Here is a 16,111-nt window from a genome sequence, read left to right as displayed (position 1 = left end):
GCCGCACACTGGAAACCGTGAGATGCCTCGTCACCGGAGCCACGGGTTATATCGGCGGACGCCTCGCGCCGCGCCTGCTCACCGACGACCACACGGTGCGCTGCCTGGCCCGCAAGGCCGGCCGGCTGCGCGACGTGCCCTGGGCGTCGGCGGCGGAGATCGTCCAGGGCGACCTGAGCCGGCCCGAGACGCTGCCGGCCGCCTTCGCCGACGTGGACGTCGCCTACTTCCTGGTGCACTCGCTGGGCCGGCCGGACTTCGAGGAGGCCGACCGCGAGGCGGCGACCAACTTCGCGGCGGCGGCCCGGAGCGCCGGCGTACGCCGGATCGTCTACCTGGGCGGGCCCGAGCCGGCCTCCGACCAGGAGATCCCCTCGCCGCACCTGCGGTCCCGCGCCGAGGTGGGCCGGATCCTGCTGTCCAGCGGGGTGCCCACGGCGGTGCTCCGGGCCGCGGTGATCATCGGGTCGGGTTCCGCCTCGTTCGAGATGCTGCGCTACCTGACCGAGCGGCTGCCCGCGATGGTCACCCCGCGCTGGGTAAGCAACCGCATCCAGCCGATCGCCGTCCGCGACGTGCTGCACTACCTGGCCGGCTGCGCGGCGCTGCCGCCGGAGGTGAACCGCGGCTTCGACATCGGCGGACCGGACATCCTCACCTTCCTGGAGATGATGCAGCGCTACGCCCAGGTGGCGGGTCTGCGCCGGCGGATCATCGTGCCGGTCCGGCCGCTGACCCCGTCGCTCTCCTCGCACTGGGTCGGGCTGGTCACCCCGGTACCGAACGCCATCGCCCGGCCGCTGGTGGAGAGCCTGATCCACGAGGCGGTCGCGCGCGAACACGACATCGCCCGCCACGTCCCCGACCCGCCGGACGGGCTGACCGGCTTCGACCAGGCGGTGGCGTTGGCGCTGGCCAAGGTACGCGACGCCCAGGTGGAGACCCGCTGGTCGACCGCCAGTGGCCCGGACGCGCCGGCGGAACCGCTGCCCACCGACCCGAAGTGGTCCGGCGGCAGCGTGTACACCGACATGCGGGAGCGGACCGTGGACGCGCCACCGGAGGCGCTCTGGCGGGTCATCGAGGGGGTCGGGGGCGAGCACGGCTGGTACTCGTTCCCGCTCGCCTGGTCGGTGCGCGGGTGGCTGGACCGGCTGATCGGCGGGGTGGGGCTGCGCCGCGGCCGGCGCGACCCACACCGGCTCCAGGTCGGCGAGGCGCTGGACTTCTGGCGGGTGGAGGAGATCGTCCCGGGTGAGCTGCTGCGGCTGCGCGCCGAGATGCGGCTGCCCGGTCGGGCCTGGCTGGAGATGCGGGTGCTGCCGGGCGACGGCGGGCGCAGCCGTTACCAGCAGCGGGCGGTCTTCCTGCCGCGCGGGCTGGCCGGGCACGCGTACTGGGGCTCGGTGGCGCCGTTCCACGCGGTGGTCTTCGGCGGGATGGCCCGCAACATCGCCCGCGGCGCGGAGCAGACCACCGCCCCGCGCTGACCCACGAGCAGGTGGGGTGGCTCAGTCGCCGGTGCGGGCCCCGGTCACCTGGAAGGCGGTCCGTTCGCTGGGCGGCACGAAGTCGCGCACCGGCTGGTCGCGCAGGCCGAAGGCGAGCACCTCGCCGACCGCGTCCACCATCCGGGCCTGCACCGCCTGACCGACCGCGTCGCGGGGATCGTCCGGGTTCGCCGCCATCGAGGCCACCGCGAGTTGCGGGGTGAACGCCACCACGGACTCCGTCCCGTACCGGTCCGAGCTGCCGGTCTTGCCGGCCACCGGCCGGCCCAGCTTCGCCCGCAGCCCCCGCGCCGTGCCGCCGTCGCAGCGCCCGTACATCGACTGGTCGCCCACCGGGCAGCGGGCCGCGTCCGTGGCGGCCCGGGCCACGTCGGTGTCGATCACCTGTCGGCAGTCCGGCTTCGCGGCGTCCACCGGCCGGCCGGCGGAGTCGCTGATCGAGACCACCGGCAGCGGCGCACACCAGATCCCCTCGGCCGCCACCGTCGCGTACGCGCCGGCCAGGTCCAGCGGGGTGGTCGCGGCCACGCCCAGGGTGAACGGACCCCAGTTCTTCGCCCCGTACCGGGCCAGCCGGGCGTCGGAGTCGGCGCGCAGGACGATGCCCAGCCGCTCGGCCATCTCCACCACCCGGTCCGCGCCGACCCGCTCGGTGAGCCAGGCGAAGTACGTGTTCACCGAGCGGCCGAACGCGCTCCACATGGTGCGCGGGCCGTTCATCGACGACGGGCTGGCGTTCTCCGGGCACCAGCGACCGTCGCAGCTCGCCTCCCCGGTCACCGGGAAGTTGGTGACCAGCCGGGTCGGCGCGCTGAAGGTGGTCGACAGCGGCAGGCCGGACTCGAGCGCGGCCAGCATGGCGAACAGCTTGAACGTGGACCCACCCTGGTACCCGTCGATCGCCCCGCCGCCGGCGACCAGCTGGTTCACCGTGTTCGGGTGGTTCTTCTGCCCGACCGGGTTGTCCGCCACGCTGTAGTTGCGGTTGACCGCCATGGCCAGCACCCGGCCGGTGCCCGGCTGCACCACCGCGGTCGGCAGGGCCCGGGCCTCGGTCGGCTGGTAGATCCGCAGCACCTGCTCGGTGGTGGCCCGTTGCACCGCCGGGTCCAGCGACGAGACGATGGAGAACCCGCCGCGGCGCAGCGTGCGCTGCCGCTCGTCAGCACTCGCTCCGAACGCCGACTGGTTGCTCCACCAGCGGGTGAACCAGTCGCAGAAGAAGCCCCAGTCGTTGTGCCCGTCGGGTACCGAGGTGCAGTCGTTCGGGGTCTCGCTGGGCCGCAGGTCCAGCGGCTCGGCTCCGGCGGCGGCGGCCGTCTGCGGCGGCACCTGCCCCGACTCCACCATCCGGTCCAGCACGTACGTGCGTCGGCGCAGCGCGCTGTCGGCGTCACCGTTGATCGGGTCGTCGTTGTCCGGCGACTGCACGAGGCCGGCCAGCAGGGCGGCCTGGGCCAGGGTCAGCTCGGCCGGCGAGCGGGAGAAGTACCGCGTGCTGGCCGCCGCGATGCCGTACGCCCCGGCGCCGAAGTAGGCGATGTTGAGGTAGCGGGTGAGGATCTGCTCCTTGCTCATCTCCCGCTCCAGCGCGAGCGCGTACCGCATCTCCTGGATCTTGCGGGCCGTGGTGATCTCGGTGGCCGCCCGGCGCTGCCGCTCGGTCAGCCGGGGATCGCTGCTCAGCACGTTGCGGACGTACTGCATGGTCAGCGTGGAGGCGCCCTGCCGGGTGCGGCCGTCGCGCTTGTTCACGGTGAACGCGCGGACCACGCCGCGCAGGTCCACGCCGCTGTGCTGGTAGAACCGGACGTCCTCGGCCGCCACGATCGCCTGCCGCATCACCGGGGCCACCTCGTGCAGCGGCACGTCCACCCGGTCCTCCTGGTAGAAGGAGGTGATCAGGGTGGTGCCGTCCTTGGCGTAGAGGTTGGAGCGCTGGGCGGTGGGCGGCGTACGCAGCGTGTTCGGCAGCTCCGAGTAGGGCGTGGACAGGGCGGTGAAGCCGATCCCGAAGACCAGGGCTGCCGGCAGGGCGGCCGCCGCCAGCACCAACCCGGCCAGCACACCGGCGATCACCACGGTCAGCAGTTTGTCGAGATGGGCCCGGATCATCAGCTCTCCCCGCAGGAGCCGGTCACGCTAGGACCCGTTCAGAATGACCCGGAACGCCCCTTTCGCCCCGGGTTTTCCACAAACCCGGAGGAAACTCGCACCACGGTCAGGGAAGCAGTGCGGTGGCGAGCGGGTGGACCGTCTCCTCGATCTCGTCGGCGACCCGGCCGAAGCACTGGTCGCCACGACCCCACGGATCGTCGAGGTCGTCGGTGGGCAGCGTCGACGTGCCGTGCCGGGCGGCGTGCGCCGCGGCCACCAGGGCCACGCCCCGGTCGTACACCTCCTGCGGGGTGACCCCGGACGGCGGCAGCCCGGCGGTGTCCACCGCGGCCAGCAACCGACCGAACTCACCCAGCACGAAGGTGCGCGCCGCCGCGTCCGGGCGCAGCGCCACCACGTACTCGTGCTGGTCGGCGGTGGCGGTGAGGACCAGGTCGGCGGCGTCGATGTGCTCCGAGCGCAGCTTGCGGGCTGCGAACCCCTCGACGTCCCCACCCCGGGCGGTGACCTGCCGCGCCGCCGGCGGGTTCATCTCCTCGCCGGCGTGCCAGCCGCCGGTGCCCGCGCTGTGGCTGTGCAGCAGCTCGTCGGCGCCCGCCGGATCCTGCCCGCGCCGGCCCAGCCGCTCCCGCACCGCCAGGGCGAGCAGCCGCTCGGCCATCGGCGAGCGGCAGATGTTGCCCATGCAGACGTGCAGGACGGTGAACGGCGGCACTCAGACCCCCTGGCCGTCGACGAGGTCGGGCACCACGTCGCGCAGCTTCTCCAGCGGGATCGCGCCGGCCCGCAGCAGCTGCGGCACCTCGCCGGTCAGGTCGACGATCGTGCTCGGCACCGGGTCCGGGCAGGGCCCGGCCTCGAGGTAGGCGCGGACCGAGTAGCCGAGCTGGTCGCGCGCCTCCTCCGCGGTCACCGCGGCCGGCTGACCGGTCTTGTTGGCCGAGGAGACCGCCATCGGGCCGGTCTCGCGCAGCACCTCCAGGGCCACCGGGTGCAGCGGCATCCGCACCGCCACCGTGCCGGTCTTGTCGCCCAGGTCCCACTGGAGGCTCGGCGAGTGCTCGACCACGATGGTCAGCGCGCCCGGCCAGAACGCCTCGACCAGGTCACGCGCGGCCTTGGGCAGCGAGAACACCAGGCCGTCGAGGGTGTGGCGGGAACCGATCAGCACCGGCGGCGGCATCTGCCGGCCCCGGCCCTTCGCGTCCAGCAGCGCCTTCACCGCGTACGGCGTGAACGCGTCCGCGCCGATGCCGTAGACGGTGTCCGTCGGCAGGACGACCAGCTCGCCGTTCTTGACCGCCTCGATGGCCGCAGCGATGCCGCGGTCCCGATCCGCGGGTGAGCGGCAGTCGTAGAGCATCACGAGGAGTCAGTCTGCCACGCCGCCGCGCCGGAGGCGTGTTCGCCGTCCGCCCGTCGGGACGCGGTGGCGTACCGGGGCCGGCCGGTCAGGTCGCGGTGCTCCTCGACGGCGGTGAACCGGCCGTCGGCCGCGAGCAGCCCGGGCACCGCCGCGCCGTGCGTGTCGTCGTGCTCCACGCCCAGCACGCCGCCGGGACGCAGCAGCTCCGCCGACCGGCGCAGCACCGGCCGGATCACCGCCAGACCGTCCGCGCCGCCGAAGACCGCCTCCGCCGGGTCGTGCCCGGCCACCTCCGGCGGCACCACGACGTCGTCCGGCACGTACGGCGGGTTGCAAAGCAGCACGTCCACCCGGCCGACCAGTTCGGCCAGCAGGTCCGGGTCGGTGACGTCGGCCTCGACCACCTCGATCGGCCGGTCCCCCGCCGTGGCCCGCTCCGCCGCGTTGCGGCGCAACCAGCGCAACGCCGCCGGTGACCGCTCCACCGCCACCACCCTGGCGTCGGGCAGTTCCTGGGCCACCGCCAGCGCGATCGCGCCGGAGCCGCTGCACAGGTCCACCACCAGCGGCGCGTGCCCCCGGCCCCGCTCGACCCCCCAGCCGGCCAGCAACTCGGTCTCCGGCCGCGGCACGAAGACGCCCGGACCGACCGCCAGCTCCAGGTGCCGGAAGCCGGCGGTTCCGGTCAGGTGCTGCAACGGCTCCCGGTCCGCGCGCCGGCGCACCAGCGCGTCGAGGCGGGCCAGCTGACCAGTGTCGAAGCCGTCGGCCAGCGCGAGCCGCCCCCGAGGCACCCCCAGCACGTGCGCCGCGAGCAGCTCCGCCTCGACGCGGGCCGGCTCGACCCCGGCGGCGCCGAGGACCCGGGCCGCGCGGGCCACCGCGGCGGACGGACGGAGCCGCCCTGTCCCTTCGGGGGGGTGTTGCGGCAGAGTGGTCACCGCATAATCATGATGCGTCGCGGTTGGCGCGACGAACGGGTGCGCCGAGGCGCACACGACGGGAGGTTGCGGGTGGGCTGGCTCGACCGGGTCGAGGACCAGGTTGACGCCCTCACGCACGCCCGCGCCTTGCAGGAGGCCAGCCGCTCCGCCGAGTCGTACGCGCTGCTGGAGCGGGTGATCCGCACCACCAAGGATCCGGCGGCCCGGGCCGACGCCCTGGTGCAGCGCCTCTCCGCACTGATCAATCTCGGTCGGACGGCGGAGTTCACCCGGGCCATCGAGGAGGCGTCGGCGGCCGTCCGCGACCTCGCCGAGCCCTACCTGCACGGGCACCTCAACGCGCTCGCCGCGCTCGCCGCGCACCACCAGGGCGCGCTGGACCGCTGCGTCACCCACCTGGTCAAGGCCGCCCGGGCGCTGGGCGCGGTGGAGGACCCGGACCGGGACACCGCCTGGGGCTGGCACGACCTCGCGATGGCCTACTCCTACCTCAGCTTCCACGGCTACGCCCTGGGCGCGATCGAGCGGGCCCGGCAGCTCGGGGTGGCCGCCGGGATACCGGAGGAGACCTTCGCCGCCCCCGGCATCCGGCTGCGCAACGCGGTCGCCCTGGACCACAACGGCGACAGCGACGGCTGCCTGCGGGTACTGCGCGACGTCGCCACCGACCTGAGCCGGTTCGTCCGCAGCGGGCGCGCCGGGCGGCTGCGCCCCAGCAGCCTGGCCGCGTACGGCTACGCGGCGGCCCGCCAGGGTGCGCTCGGCGACCGGGTGGAGACCGGCGGCGACGCCGACCCGGCCCGGCTGCTTGGCCACGGCGGCGACAGCGCCCGGGCCCGCGACATGCGCCAGCTCGGGCAGGTCTGCCTGGCCGTCGCGGACGGGCGGCCGATCGAGGCGGTCACCCGGCTCGACACGATCCGGGTCTCCACCGAGACGCTCGGCGCGGCCGAGCCGGCCCGGCTGCGCAGCATCGCGCTGACCCGGGCCGGCGACCACGCGGCCGCGCACCGGGCCGACCGGCTGGCGTTCCGGCTCGCCGCGCAGCGCAACGACCGGCTGCGCGACGTCTACATCGACGGCATCGCGGCCCGGATCGACCATGAGGAGATGCGCCGGGAGGCGGCGCGGTTCGAGGGTGAGGCGCTGACCGACCCGCTCACCGGGCTGCCCAACCGGCGGCGGCTGGAGCGGTACATCACCGCGGTGGTCGCGCGCGGCGACCGGGTGGTGATCGGCGTCTGCGACCTGGACGGCTTCAAGGCGGTCAACACCCGGCACGGGCACCACTCCGGCGACCTGGTGCTCCAGCGCGTCGCCGGAGTGATCAACCGGGTGATGCGCCGGGGCGACTTCGTGGCCCGCTACGGCGGCGACGAGTTCGTGGTGGTGCTGCCGGACACCGGGATGGTCGAGGCCGCCGAGGTGGCCCGCCGGATCGAGGCGGCGGTACGCGCTGAGGACTGGGAGTCGCTGGTGCCGGGCACCCCGGTCGGGGTGAGCATCGGCTTCGCCGAGGTCTCCGGCGGCTCGGGGTTGCGCGACGCGCTCAGCGTCGCCTTCGAGCAGGCCGACCGGGAGATGCTGCGCGCCAAGTCCCGCCCGCGGGCCAGCTGACCCGGCCCGCCACCGGCCGCCGCGCGACCGTCGGGCGCCGGGTCAGCGGCGGGTCAGCTCGGTGTCGCCGGCCAGCCGGGCGGCGCGGTCGGCCTCGGTCAGGGCGTCCAGCACCCCGTCCAACTCGCCGCCGAGCGCCAGGTCCAGGTTGTACGCGGTGTAGCCGATCCGGTGGTCCGTGATCCGGTTCTGCGGGAAGTTGTAGGTGCGGATCCGCTCGGAGCGGTCCACCGTGCGGACCTGCGCCTTGCGGGCGTCCGAGGCGGCGGCGTCGGCCTGCTCCTGGGCGGCGGCGAGCAGCCGGGCCCGCAGGATGCGCATCGCCTGCTCCCGGTTCTGCAACTGCGACTTCTCGTTCTGGCAGGAGACGACGATGCCGGTCGGCAGGTGGGTGATCCGCACCGCCGAGTCGGTGGTGTTCACGGACTGGCCGCCCGGACCGGACGAGCGGAAGACGTCGATGCGCAGGTCGTTGGGGTCGATGGTGACGTCGACGTCCTCGGCCTCCGGCAGCACCAGCACGCCGGCGGCGCTGGTGTGGATCCGGCCCTGCGACTCGGTGACCGGGACACGCTGCACCCGGTGCACGCCGCCCTCCCACTTGAGTCGCGACCAGACGCCGTTGCCGCCCTCCGGTACGCCCCTGGTCTTGATCGACAGCGAGACGTCCTTCACCCCGCCGAGGTCGGAGTCCTGTGCGTCGATCACCTCGGTGATCCAGCCGTGGCGCTCGGCGTAGCGGGTGTACATCCGCAGCAGGTCGCCGGCGAACAGCGCCGACTCCTCGCCGCCCTCGCCGGCCTTGATCTCGACGATCACGTCCTTGGCGTCGTGCGGGTCACGCGGGATGAGCAGCTCGGCGAGGCGCTCCTCCAGGGCCGGCAGGGACGCCGCGATCGACTCCGTCTCGGCGGCGAAGGAGGGGTCCTCGGCGGCGAGCTCGCGGGCCGCGGCCAGGTCGGCGCGCGCCTGCTCCAGTTCGCCGGCCGCCTTGTGCAGCGGCACCAGCTCGGCGTACCGGCGACCGACCCGGCGCGCGGTGGCCTGGTCGGCGTGGATGGCCGGGTCAGCCAGCCGCTTCTCCAGCTCCGCGTACTCGTCGAGGAGGGCGGCCAGACGCTCGCTGCTCATGCTGCGGATGCTCCTTCGACGGACGGCGCCGGCCCGGGGCCGGTCGGTACGCCGGTGCGCCGGACGGAAACGGGCGGAATGCGGACGGCGCCCGCGCCCGGTGGAGAACCGGACGCGGGCGCCGAACGTGGAGTTACTTGGCCTTCTTGGCCTGAACCTTGGCGTACTTCTGCTGGAACTTCGCGACCCGGCCGGCGGTGTCGAGAACGCGCTGCTTACCGGTGTAGAACGGGTGGCAGGCGCTGCAGGTCTCGACGTGGATCGCCCCGCCCTTGGCGGTGCTGCGGGTGGTGAAGGTGTTGCCGCAGGAGCAGCTGACCTCGGTGGTCGTGTACTCCGGGTGGATGCCTGACTTCATCTCGCCTCGGTCCTCTCGTTGGTGGTCGCCGGGTCGCCGTCACCGCCCGTCGCGCCGTGCGCGCCGGGCTCGGGCGTGAACCGGAACCGGTGGCCGATTGACCAGTGTGCCATGGGCTGACGCCGACCCGGCAAGCGGGCCGCACACCTCTTCCGGCATCGTCAACATGTGTCTCCCCGTCCGCATTCCCGCCGCCCGGCCGGGCATTCACCCACCCGGCGGCCCGTCGCCGGGTACCCCGTCGGGGGTACGTCGTCGGGCCCGAAGGAGGTGAGCCGATGACCCGCCTGATCGCCACCCGGGGCCTGCCCGCCTCGGGCAAGACCACTTTCGCCCGCACCCTCCAGCCCTCCGTGGTCCGGGTCAACCGGGACGACCTGCGCCGGATGCTGCACGGGGAACGGCTCTTCACCCAGTGGGCCGAGGCGCAGGTGACCGCCGTGCAGCGGGCCCAGGTGGAGGCGCTGCTGCGGGCCCGGGCGGACGTCTGCGTGGACGACACCAACCTGCGCTCGCGGACCCTGCGGGACTGGGCGGACCTGGCCGCCCGGTACGGCGCGCGGTTCGAGGTGCACGACTTCACCGACGTGCCGCTGGAGGAGTGCCTGCGCCGCGACGCCGCCCGCCCGGAGACCGACCGGGTCGGCGCGGACGTGATCTGCCGCCTGCACGAGCGGTACCTGGCCCGGCGGGAGCTGCCGCTGCCGGTGCCGCAGGCCCGCACCGGGCGGCCGGCCGCGGTGCACCCGCCGTCGGACGAGCCGCCGGAGATCGTCCTGGTCGACATCGACGGGACGGTGGCGCTGAACGTCTCGCGCAGCCCGTACGACATGACCCGGGTCGGCGAGGACCGGCCCAACCCGGCGGTGATCGCGGCGGTCCGGGCGATGCACTCGGCCGGGTACGGGGTGGTCTTCTGCTCCGGCCGCGACGCCTCGGCCCGGGCCGCCACCGAGACGTGGCTGGCCCAGCACGTCCGGGTGCCCTACCTCGGCCTGCACCTGCGGGCGCTCGGCGACTCCCGCAAGGACTCGATCGTCAAGCGGGAGATCTACGACCGGGAGATCCGGGACCGCTACCGGGTGGTCGGTGTCTTCGACGACCGGGCCCAGGTGGTCCAGATGTGGCGCGCCCTCGGCCTGACGGTCTTCCAGGTGGCCGACGGCGACTTCTGAGCTGTCAGGAGGGGCCCCTTCCTATGCACGAGGCGATAACAAGGGGCCCCTCCTTTCACTCAGGGGGTGAGGGTGACGGTCGCCTCGGCGCGGACGCCGTTGACCGCGACCGCCAGCAGCACCGAGCCCGGACGCAGCGCGGTGAGCGTGCCGGTGGCCGGGTCGAAGCGGGCCACGTGCCAGGGACGCACCCCCGCCGCCGAGCCGATGTGCACGCTCGGCGGGGCGGACCAGTCCGCGCTCACCGGGGCGGCGACCGGCACGGTACGCCCACCCGGCTGGGTCAGCGTGGCGGTCACGCGCGCCGGGGCACCCACCGCGACGCTGGCCGGTGCGGTCAGCGCCAACCGGTCGACGTGCGCGTGGAACTCCGCGTCCACCCAGCGCGGCCCCTCGGCGAGCGGGTCGCGCCGGGCCCGGTCGGCCTCGGCCGGGGTGACCGGGTCCACGCCGAACTCGGTCCAGCCGGTGAAGCCGCCCCGGTCGGCCGGGGTGGACGGCGCCTTGCCCGAGTTGCCGTTGATCACGTACGGCACACCGTCCACCCGGTCGGCGTGGAACGTGCCGACGTGCCCGCCGACGAAGAGCGCGCCCTTGCCGGTGCGGTGCTGGAAGTCGGCCAGCCACTGTTCCAGCAGCGCCGCCTCCTTGCGGTCGCCGAGCTGGCTGGCCTGCGCCGGGCTCGGGTCGCGCGCCGGGTGGTGGTGCAGCACGACGACCGAGCCGACGCCGGGGTCGGTGGCCGCGGCGTCCAGCGTCTCGCGCAGCATCCGTACCTGGTCGAAGCCGCCGCCGCGCAGCGTCCCGGTCGACGAGTTCAGCGTGACGAACCGGGTGCCGGCGTGGTCGAACACCCGGGAGGTGGCACCGAACACGGACTGGAAGTTGCTGATCGGCGCGCCCATGATCTCGTGGTTGCCCGGCACGTAGTACCAGGGCAGCGCGTCGCCCAGTTCCTCGTCGAGGATCCGCTTGGCCAGCGCGAAGTCGGCCGGGTAGGCGGTGTCCACGAAGTCGCCGTTGATCAGCAGGAAGTCTGGCCGGGCCGCCTTCACCTCGCGCAGCGTCCGGCGGGCCTGGGCGACCAGGTCGCTGTCGGGATCGGTGGCGACGAACTGGGCGTCGGAGAGCACCGCGAACCGCCACGGCGCACCGTCCACCGTTCCGTCGCGGACCACCACCCGGTCGGTGCGCGGCGCCTGCGCCGGTACGTCCACGGCCGGCGGCACCTTGGCCACCAGGTCGTCGATGATCACCTCGCTGGTGTACCGCGCGGCGGGGTTGGTCTCGGCGACGTAGAACCGACGGACCCGTACCGGGTACTGCACTCCGGCCGGGACCGCGAACTCGACGTACCGCCATCCGGTCCAGGTGATCAGCGGGCCACGGAGCACGTGCTGGGTGTCCTGCGCGTCGTGCAGGTGCAGGCTGGGCCACTCCCCCGTGCCGTTGCCGTGGATCCACATGCCGAACGCCTGCGGCTGCCCGGGCACCTCGATCCAAGCGGGCGGGTCGGCGTACGCGGCCCGGGTGCCGGTGGACTGGCTGAAGTCGTACGTCATCCGCAGGCCGGTGCCGGTGTGCCCGGACGCCGGGGCGACCGAGCCACTGGCCCGGGCCTGGCTGAACCGCCAGGACGCGGCGTCGTCGAAGCCGGCCACCGGCACGTCGGTCAGGCCGATGGTGACCGGAACGACCGTGCTGGTCGCTCCGACGTGGATGGTGACCAGCGCCGAGCCGTTGTCGCGCAGCGCGTCGACGGTCAGGTTGCCGTCCGCGGTGGGGGTGATGCGCAGCAGGTCCCGGTCGTAGTCGAGGGCCAGGTTGGCCGGCTCGATCGGCGCGGTGTCGCCCTCGGCGTCGTAGCCGACCACACCGAGCAGTGCCGTGCCGTCCCTGCCGGTCAGCCCGACCCGCTCCACGGTGGAACCGATCCGGGCCAGCGGGCCGAGCACGGTGAGGTCCAGCGAACCGGTCGCCGCTCCGCGCGCCGCGGTGACCGTGGTGGTCCCGGGCCGCAGCGCGTGGAACACCCCGGCGTGGTCGACGCGACCGTGCGCCGCCGCGGTCACCCGCCAGGTCGGCGCACCGGCCGCCGGGCCGTACGTCTCGTCGTAGCCGGCGGCGGTGAGGGTACGGGTCAGGCCGGGGAAGACCCGGTCCGGTCGTCCGCCACGCACCGGCGAGACACCGGGGGCGACGGTGGGGTCGCTGGCGGTCTCCACCCAGTAGCCGGCGAGCCGGCCACTACCCTTGGGCGCGTACACGGCGAGGCCGTTCGGGACGGCGCGTTCGGTGCCGTCGGAGGGGGCGTTCTCCACCTGCACGGCCGCCGCGCCCGGCTCCCGGGCCAACAGCGTGGACGAGCCGCCGCCATCCAGGTTGAGCGCGTGGTGCGCGCCCAACTCGGCCATCATCCGACCCATCTCGGTCTGGGTCACCCCTCGGCTGTCGACCTGCCGACCGTCCACCGTCAACATGATCATTTTGCGACCGTCCGCCGTGAAGCCGACCGCGGTCCGCGGCGCCAGCGTCGGGTCGGCGATGCTCTGCACCACGCCGTCGCGGACCAGGACGTTGCCGCCGCCGACCGCCGCGTGCAGGGTGCTGCCGTCGGACGGCTTCGGCTGCCAGGCGACCGTCACCGGGTCACCGGGGCGCAGCCCGGCGAGGGCGTCCGCGCCGGCGTCCCGACCGAGCAGCACGGTGGTGCCGGCCGCGATCGGTCCGCTGCCGGCGGCACCGGCCACGGCGGCCACCCGGCCGTCGACCACGGTGACCTCCGCGACGCGGGCCGCGCCGTCCACCGCCCGCTGCCGGGGGTACGTCCCCCAGAGCGCGGTGAACACGCCGATGCCGCCGGTCTGCACCATGTTGTTGAACTGAGTCACCGACACCGGGCCGGTGGGCAGCGTGGCGGTGCCGTCGAAGTTCACCTCGATCACGCGACCGAGCCCGTCGGCGGTGATCGCCACCGCGTTGCGGTGCCCGCTGATCGCCGACTGCACGAGTTCGCCGTCGCGGATGCCGACCCCCTGCGCCGCGCCGGAGTTGTTGATGTCGAAGAAGTCGCCGTTCACGGCGGCGACCGCGCGGGAGGTGTCCACCGCGGTGCGCAGAGGTTCGGCCCTGCTGACCGCTCCGGAGTTGACGTAGTCGACGGTGGCACCGCCGGTGAGATCGGTGGTCAGCGCGTCGGCGCGCAGCCAGCCTTCGGCGTCGTACCGGTCGAAGGAGGTCAGCTGCACACCCGGCGCGACCGGGCGGGTGGCCTTCGTGGTCTCCAGGCCGTCGGCCGGCTCCACGCCGCCGTCGGCGACGGTCGAGGGGACCACGGTGGACGCGGCGACGGGCGGTGCCGGCGCCGCGGCTGTCGCCGGCACCGGGCCGGCCAGGATGAGCAGCGGCGTCAACATCAGGACGCCGGTGCGACGGGCGGATCGTCTGCGGGTACGCATGGACGACAGTCAACCCGACACTGAATAGAAGTTTCAAGACGCGTCCATTGAACCGAAGGAAAACTTCACCGCCGCGCACGCCCCCCTCGGCCCGGCCTGCCCCACGTCACCGCCTTTGCTCTGCTTCAACGGACGCAACGGGAAGCGGCCCGGACTGTTGCGTGGGTGTGAGCAGAGCAAAGGCGGTGACGTGCCGGGGTGTGAGGGTGGGCATGACGAAGGGGCACGGCCGCCTGGCCGTGCCCCTTCGTCGTCGGTCACTCGGGAGGCGTTACTCCCCCGGGGTCGACTTCGCGATCTGCATCAGGAACTCGATGTTGGTGCGGGACTGCTTGAGCCGGTCGAGCAGCAGGTCCAGTGCGGCCTGCGAGTCCAGCGAGTGCAGCACCTTGCGGAGCTTGTGGATGATGGCCAGCTCCTCGGGTGCGAGCAGGACCTCCTCCTTGCGGGTGCCGGACGGGTTGATGTCGATGGCCGGGAAGGTCCGCTTGTCGGCGATCTTCCGGTCCAGCTTCAACTCCGCGTTACCGGTGCCCTTGAACTCCTCGAAGATGACCGTGTCCGCCATGGACCCGGTCTCCACCAGCGCGGTGGCGAGGATGGTCAGCGACCCGCCGTTCTCGATGTTGCGGGCCGCGCCGAGGAAGCGCTTCGGCGGGTAGAGCGCGGTGGAGTCGATACCACCCGACATGATCCGGCCGCTGGCCGGCGCCGCCAGGTTGTACGACCGACCGAGCCGCGTCACCGAGTCGAGCAGCACGACCACGTCGTGCCCCAGCTCCACCAGGCGCTTCGCCCGCTCGATCGCCAGCTCCGCCACCGTGGTGTGGTCCTGCGGCGGACGGTCGAACGTGGCCGCGATGACCTCGCCCTTGACCGAGCGCTGCATGTCGGTGACCTCTTCGGGCCGCTCGTCCACCAGCACCACCATCAGGTGGCACTCCGGGTTGTTGCGGGTGATCGCGTTGGCGATCGCCTGCAGCACCATCGTCTTACCCGCCTTCGGCGGGGACACGATGAGCGCCCGCTGGCCCTTGCCGATCGGCATGACCAGGTCGATGACCCGGGTGGTGAGGATGTGCGGCTCGGTCTCCAGCCGCAGACGCTCCTGCGGGTACAGCGGAGTCAGCTTGTAGAACTCCGGCCGACGCCGCGCCTCCTCCGGCTCCATCCCGTTGATGGTGTCCAGACGCATCAGCGGGTTGTACTTGTCCCGCCGCTGGTCGCCGCTGCCCTCGCGTGCCCCCGCCCGCACCGCACCGGTGATCGCGTCACCGCGGCGCAGGCCGTACTTCTTGATCTGGGACATCGAGACGTAGACGTCGTTCGGGCCGGCCAGGTAGCCGGTCGTCCGGACGAAGGCGTAGTTGTCGAGCACGTCGATGATGCCGGCCACCGGGACGAGCACGTCGTCCTCGCTGACCTGCGGCTCGCGCTCGCGCCCGCCGGTGTCGCCACCGGTCTCCGGGCGGTCGCCACGGCCGCGGCGACGGTCCCGGAAGCGGCTGCGCCGGCCCCGCCGGCCACCGCCCTCACCGTCGTCGTCGCCGTCGTTGTCCCGCTCGGCACGCTGACCACGGTCGTTGCGGTCGCCCCGATCGTTGCGCTCACCCCGGTCGCCACGCTCGTTGCGGTCGCCCCGCTCGGCACGCTCGCCCCGCTCGGAACGCTCGTTGCGCTCGCCCCGGTCGGCACGCTCGCCCCGGTCGGTGCGCTCAGTGCGCTCAGTGCGCTCAGTGCGCTCGGTGCGCTCGGCCCGGTCGGTGCGCTCAGCACGGTCGGTGCGCTCGGCACGGTCGGTGCGCTCGGCACGCTCCGGACGCTCGGCACGGTCCCGCCGGTTCTCGGCCCGATCCGTACGCTCGCCGGCCTCGGCCTCGGTGCGGGCCTCGGTGGCACGCGCCTCGACGGCCGGAGCCTCGGTGGTACGCGCCTCGGTGGTGGCCGCCCGGGTCCGCCGGGTACGACCCCGGCCCGTGGTCTCCGCGGCCGGCTCGGCCGGCGCCTGGTCGGTGGTCCGCCGCTCGGCTACCGGCCGCTCGGCCGTCTCCCGCACCTCGGCGTGCACCTCCTCGCGAGCGGGAGCGGCCGCGGCCGCGACCTCGGCCCGCGGTCGAGGGGTCCCGGCGGCGGCGCCGCCCTGCCGCTCGGAGATCGCGGCGATCAGCTCGCCCTTACGCATGCGAGCCGTGCCGGAGATGCCGAGCGACGCGGCCAGGCTCTGCAGCTCTGGCAGCAGCATCGCCGACAGACCGGTGCCGCTACGCCGACGACGGGCGGGGGCGGCGGTGGTGGCATCGCCAGCGACGTTGGAAACATCCGACGTCACGTCGGTGGTGTCGCTCAATGGATTCCTTCCCTCGATAGGCCGGGACTGCCCGGAGTCGGAACTCAGGTGGCCGGGCGGCCTCGGTGCACCCGCCTCGCAAGGAC

11 protein-coding genes are annotated in these 16,111 nt (G+C 73.8%); 3 read left to right on the top strand and 8 right to left on the bottom strand.

Translation table 11 applies throughout. The annotated features are described in order from the left end of the window. Nucleotides 1-17 precede the first annotated feature (17 nt). On the top strand, nucleotides 18-1,490 hold the full coding sequence (locus ACFOW4_RS27750) for an SDR family oxidoreductase (RefSeq protein WP_377533115.1): 1,473 nt from the start codon (nucleotides 18-20) through the stop codon (nucleotides 1,488-1,490). Between the two features lie 21 nt (nucleotides 1,491-1,511). On the opposite strand, the gene ACFOW4_RS27745 is transcribed toward ACFOW4_RS27750, so the two are convergent. From ACFOW4_RS27745 to prmC, 4 genes are all read right to left on the bottom strand, one after another. Beyond that, the gene (locus tag ACFOW4_RS27745; RefSeq protein ID WP_377533113.1) at nucleotides 1,512-3,626 is read right to left on the bottom strand and encodes a transglycosylase domain-containing protein; all 2,115 of its coding nucleotides are present in this window, start codon (nucleotides 3,624-3,626) and stop codon (nucleotides 1,512-1,514) included. A 106-nt stretch (nucleotides 3,627-3,732) separates the two neighbouring features. After that, complete coding sequence (locus tag ACFOW4_RS27740; RefSeq protein WP_377533111.1) at nucleotides 3,733-4,344, bottom strand: phosphotyrosine protein phosphatase; 612 nt, start codon at nucleotides 4,342-4,344, stop codon at nucleotides 3,733-3,735. After that, on the bottom strand, nucleotides 4,345-4,992 hold the full coding sequence (locus ACFOW4_RS27735; protein WP_377533179.1) for an L-threonylcarbamoyladenylate synthase: 648 nt from the start codon (nucleotides 4,990-4,992) through the stop codon (nucleotides 4,345-4,347). It lies immediately after the preceding gene. Next, entirely contained in the window at nucleotides 4,992-5,936 is a 945-nt protein-coding gene (gene prmC, locus ACFOW4_RS27730) for a peptide chain release factor N(5)-glutamine methyltransferase (RefSeq protein WP_377533109.1), read from the bottom strand. The genes ACFOW4_RS27735 and prmC overlap by 1 nt, the downstream gene beginning before the upstream one ends. Nucleotides 5,937-6,008: 72 nt before the next feature. Here prmC and ACFOW4_RS27725 point away from each other — a divergent pair, with 72 nt between their 5' ends. Continuing rightward, nucleotides 6,009-7,556 (top strand): diguanylate cyclase domain-containing protein, encoded by a 1,548-nt coding sequence (locus ACFOW4_RS27725; protein WP_377533107.1) that lies wholly within the window; start codon nucleotides 6,009-6,011, stop codon nucleotides 7,554-7,556. 42 nt (nucleotides 7,557-7,598) lie between these two features. Here the strand turns inward: ACFOW4_RS27725 and prfA are convergent, their stop codons facing one another. Both prfA and rpmE read right to left on the bottom strand, forming a co-directional pair. Next, a complete protein-coding gene (prfA, locus tag ACFOW4_RS27720) occupies nucleotides 7,599-8,687 on the bottom strand; it encodes a peptide chain release factor 1 (RefSeq protein ID WP_377533105.1) in 1,089 nt (362 codons plus the stop codon). Between the two features lie 133 nt (nucleotides 8,688-8,820). After that, nucleotides 8,821-9,045, bottom strand: a complete 225-nt coding sequence (gene rpmE, locus ACFOW4_RS27715) for a 50S ribosomal protein L31 (RefSeq protein WP_377533103.1) — start codon at nucleotides 9,043-9,045, stop codon at nucleotides 8,821-8,823. 278 nt (nucleotides 9,046-9,323) lie between these two features. Here rpmE and ACFOW4_RS27710 point away from each other — a divergent pair, with 278 nt between their 5' ends. Beyond that, nucleotides 9,324-10,220 (top strand): AAA family ATPase, encoded by an 897-nt coding sequence (locus tag ACFOW4_RS27710; RefSeq protein WP_377533101.1) that lies wholly within the window; start codon nucleotides 9,324-9,326, stop codon nucleotides 10,218-10,220. A 59-nt stretch (nucleotides 10,221-10,279) separates the two neighbouring features. Here ACFOW4_RS27710 and ACFOW4_RS27705 read toward each other — a convergent pair whose 3' ends face one another. Further along, nucleotides 10,280-13,678: a phosphodiester glycosidase family protein gene (locus tag ACFOW4_RS27705; protein WP_377533099.1), complete on the bottom strand. Its 3,399-nt coding sequence runs from the start codon at nucleotides 13,676-13,678 to the stop codon at nucleotides 10,280-10,282. A 271-nt stretch (nucleotides 13,679-13,949) separates the two neighbouring features. Further along, nucleotides 13,950-16,025 carry a transcription termination factor Rho gene (rho, locus tag ACFOW4_RS27700; protein WP_377533097.1) on the bottom strand — a complete coding sequence of 692 codons (2,076 nt, stop codon included), beginning with the start codon at nucleotides 16,023-16,025 and terminating at the stop codon, nucleotides 13,950-13,952. Between the last annotated feature and the right edge of the window lie 86 nt (nucleotides 16,026-16,111).

It is taken from the genome of Micromonospora sp. GCM10011542, from assembly GCF_042650685.1.
Taxonomy (GTDB): Bacteria; Actinomycetota; Actinomycetes; order Mycobacteriales; family Micromonosporaceae; genus Micromonospora.
Note: the sequence above shows the minus strand (reverse complement) of the source record. Positions and strands in the feature narration are given on the sequence as shown.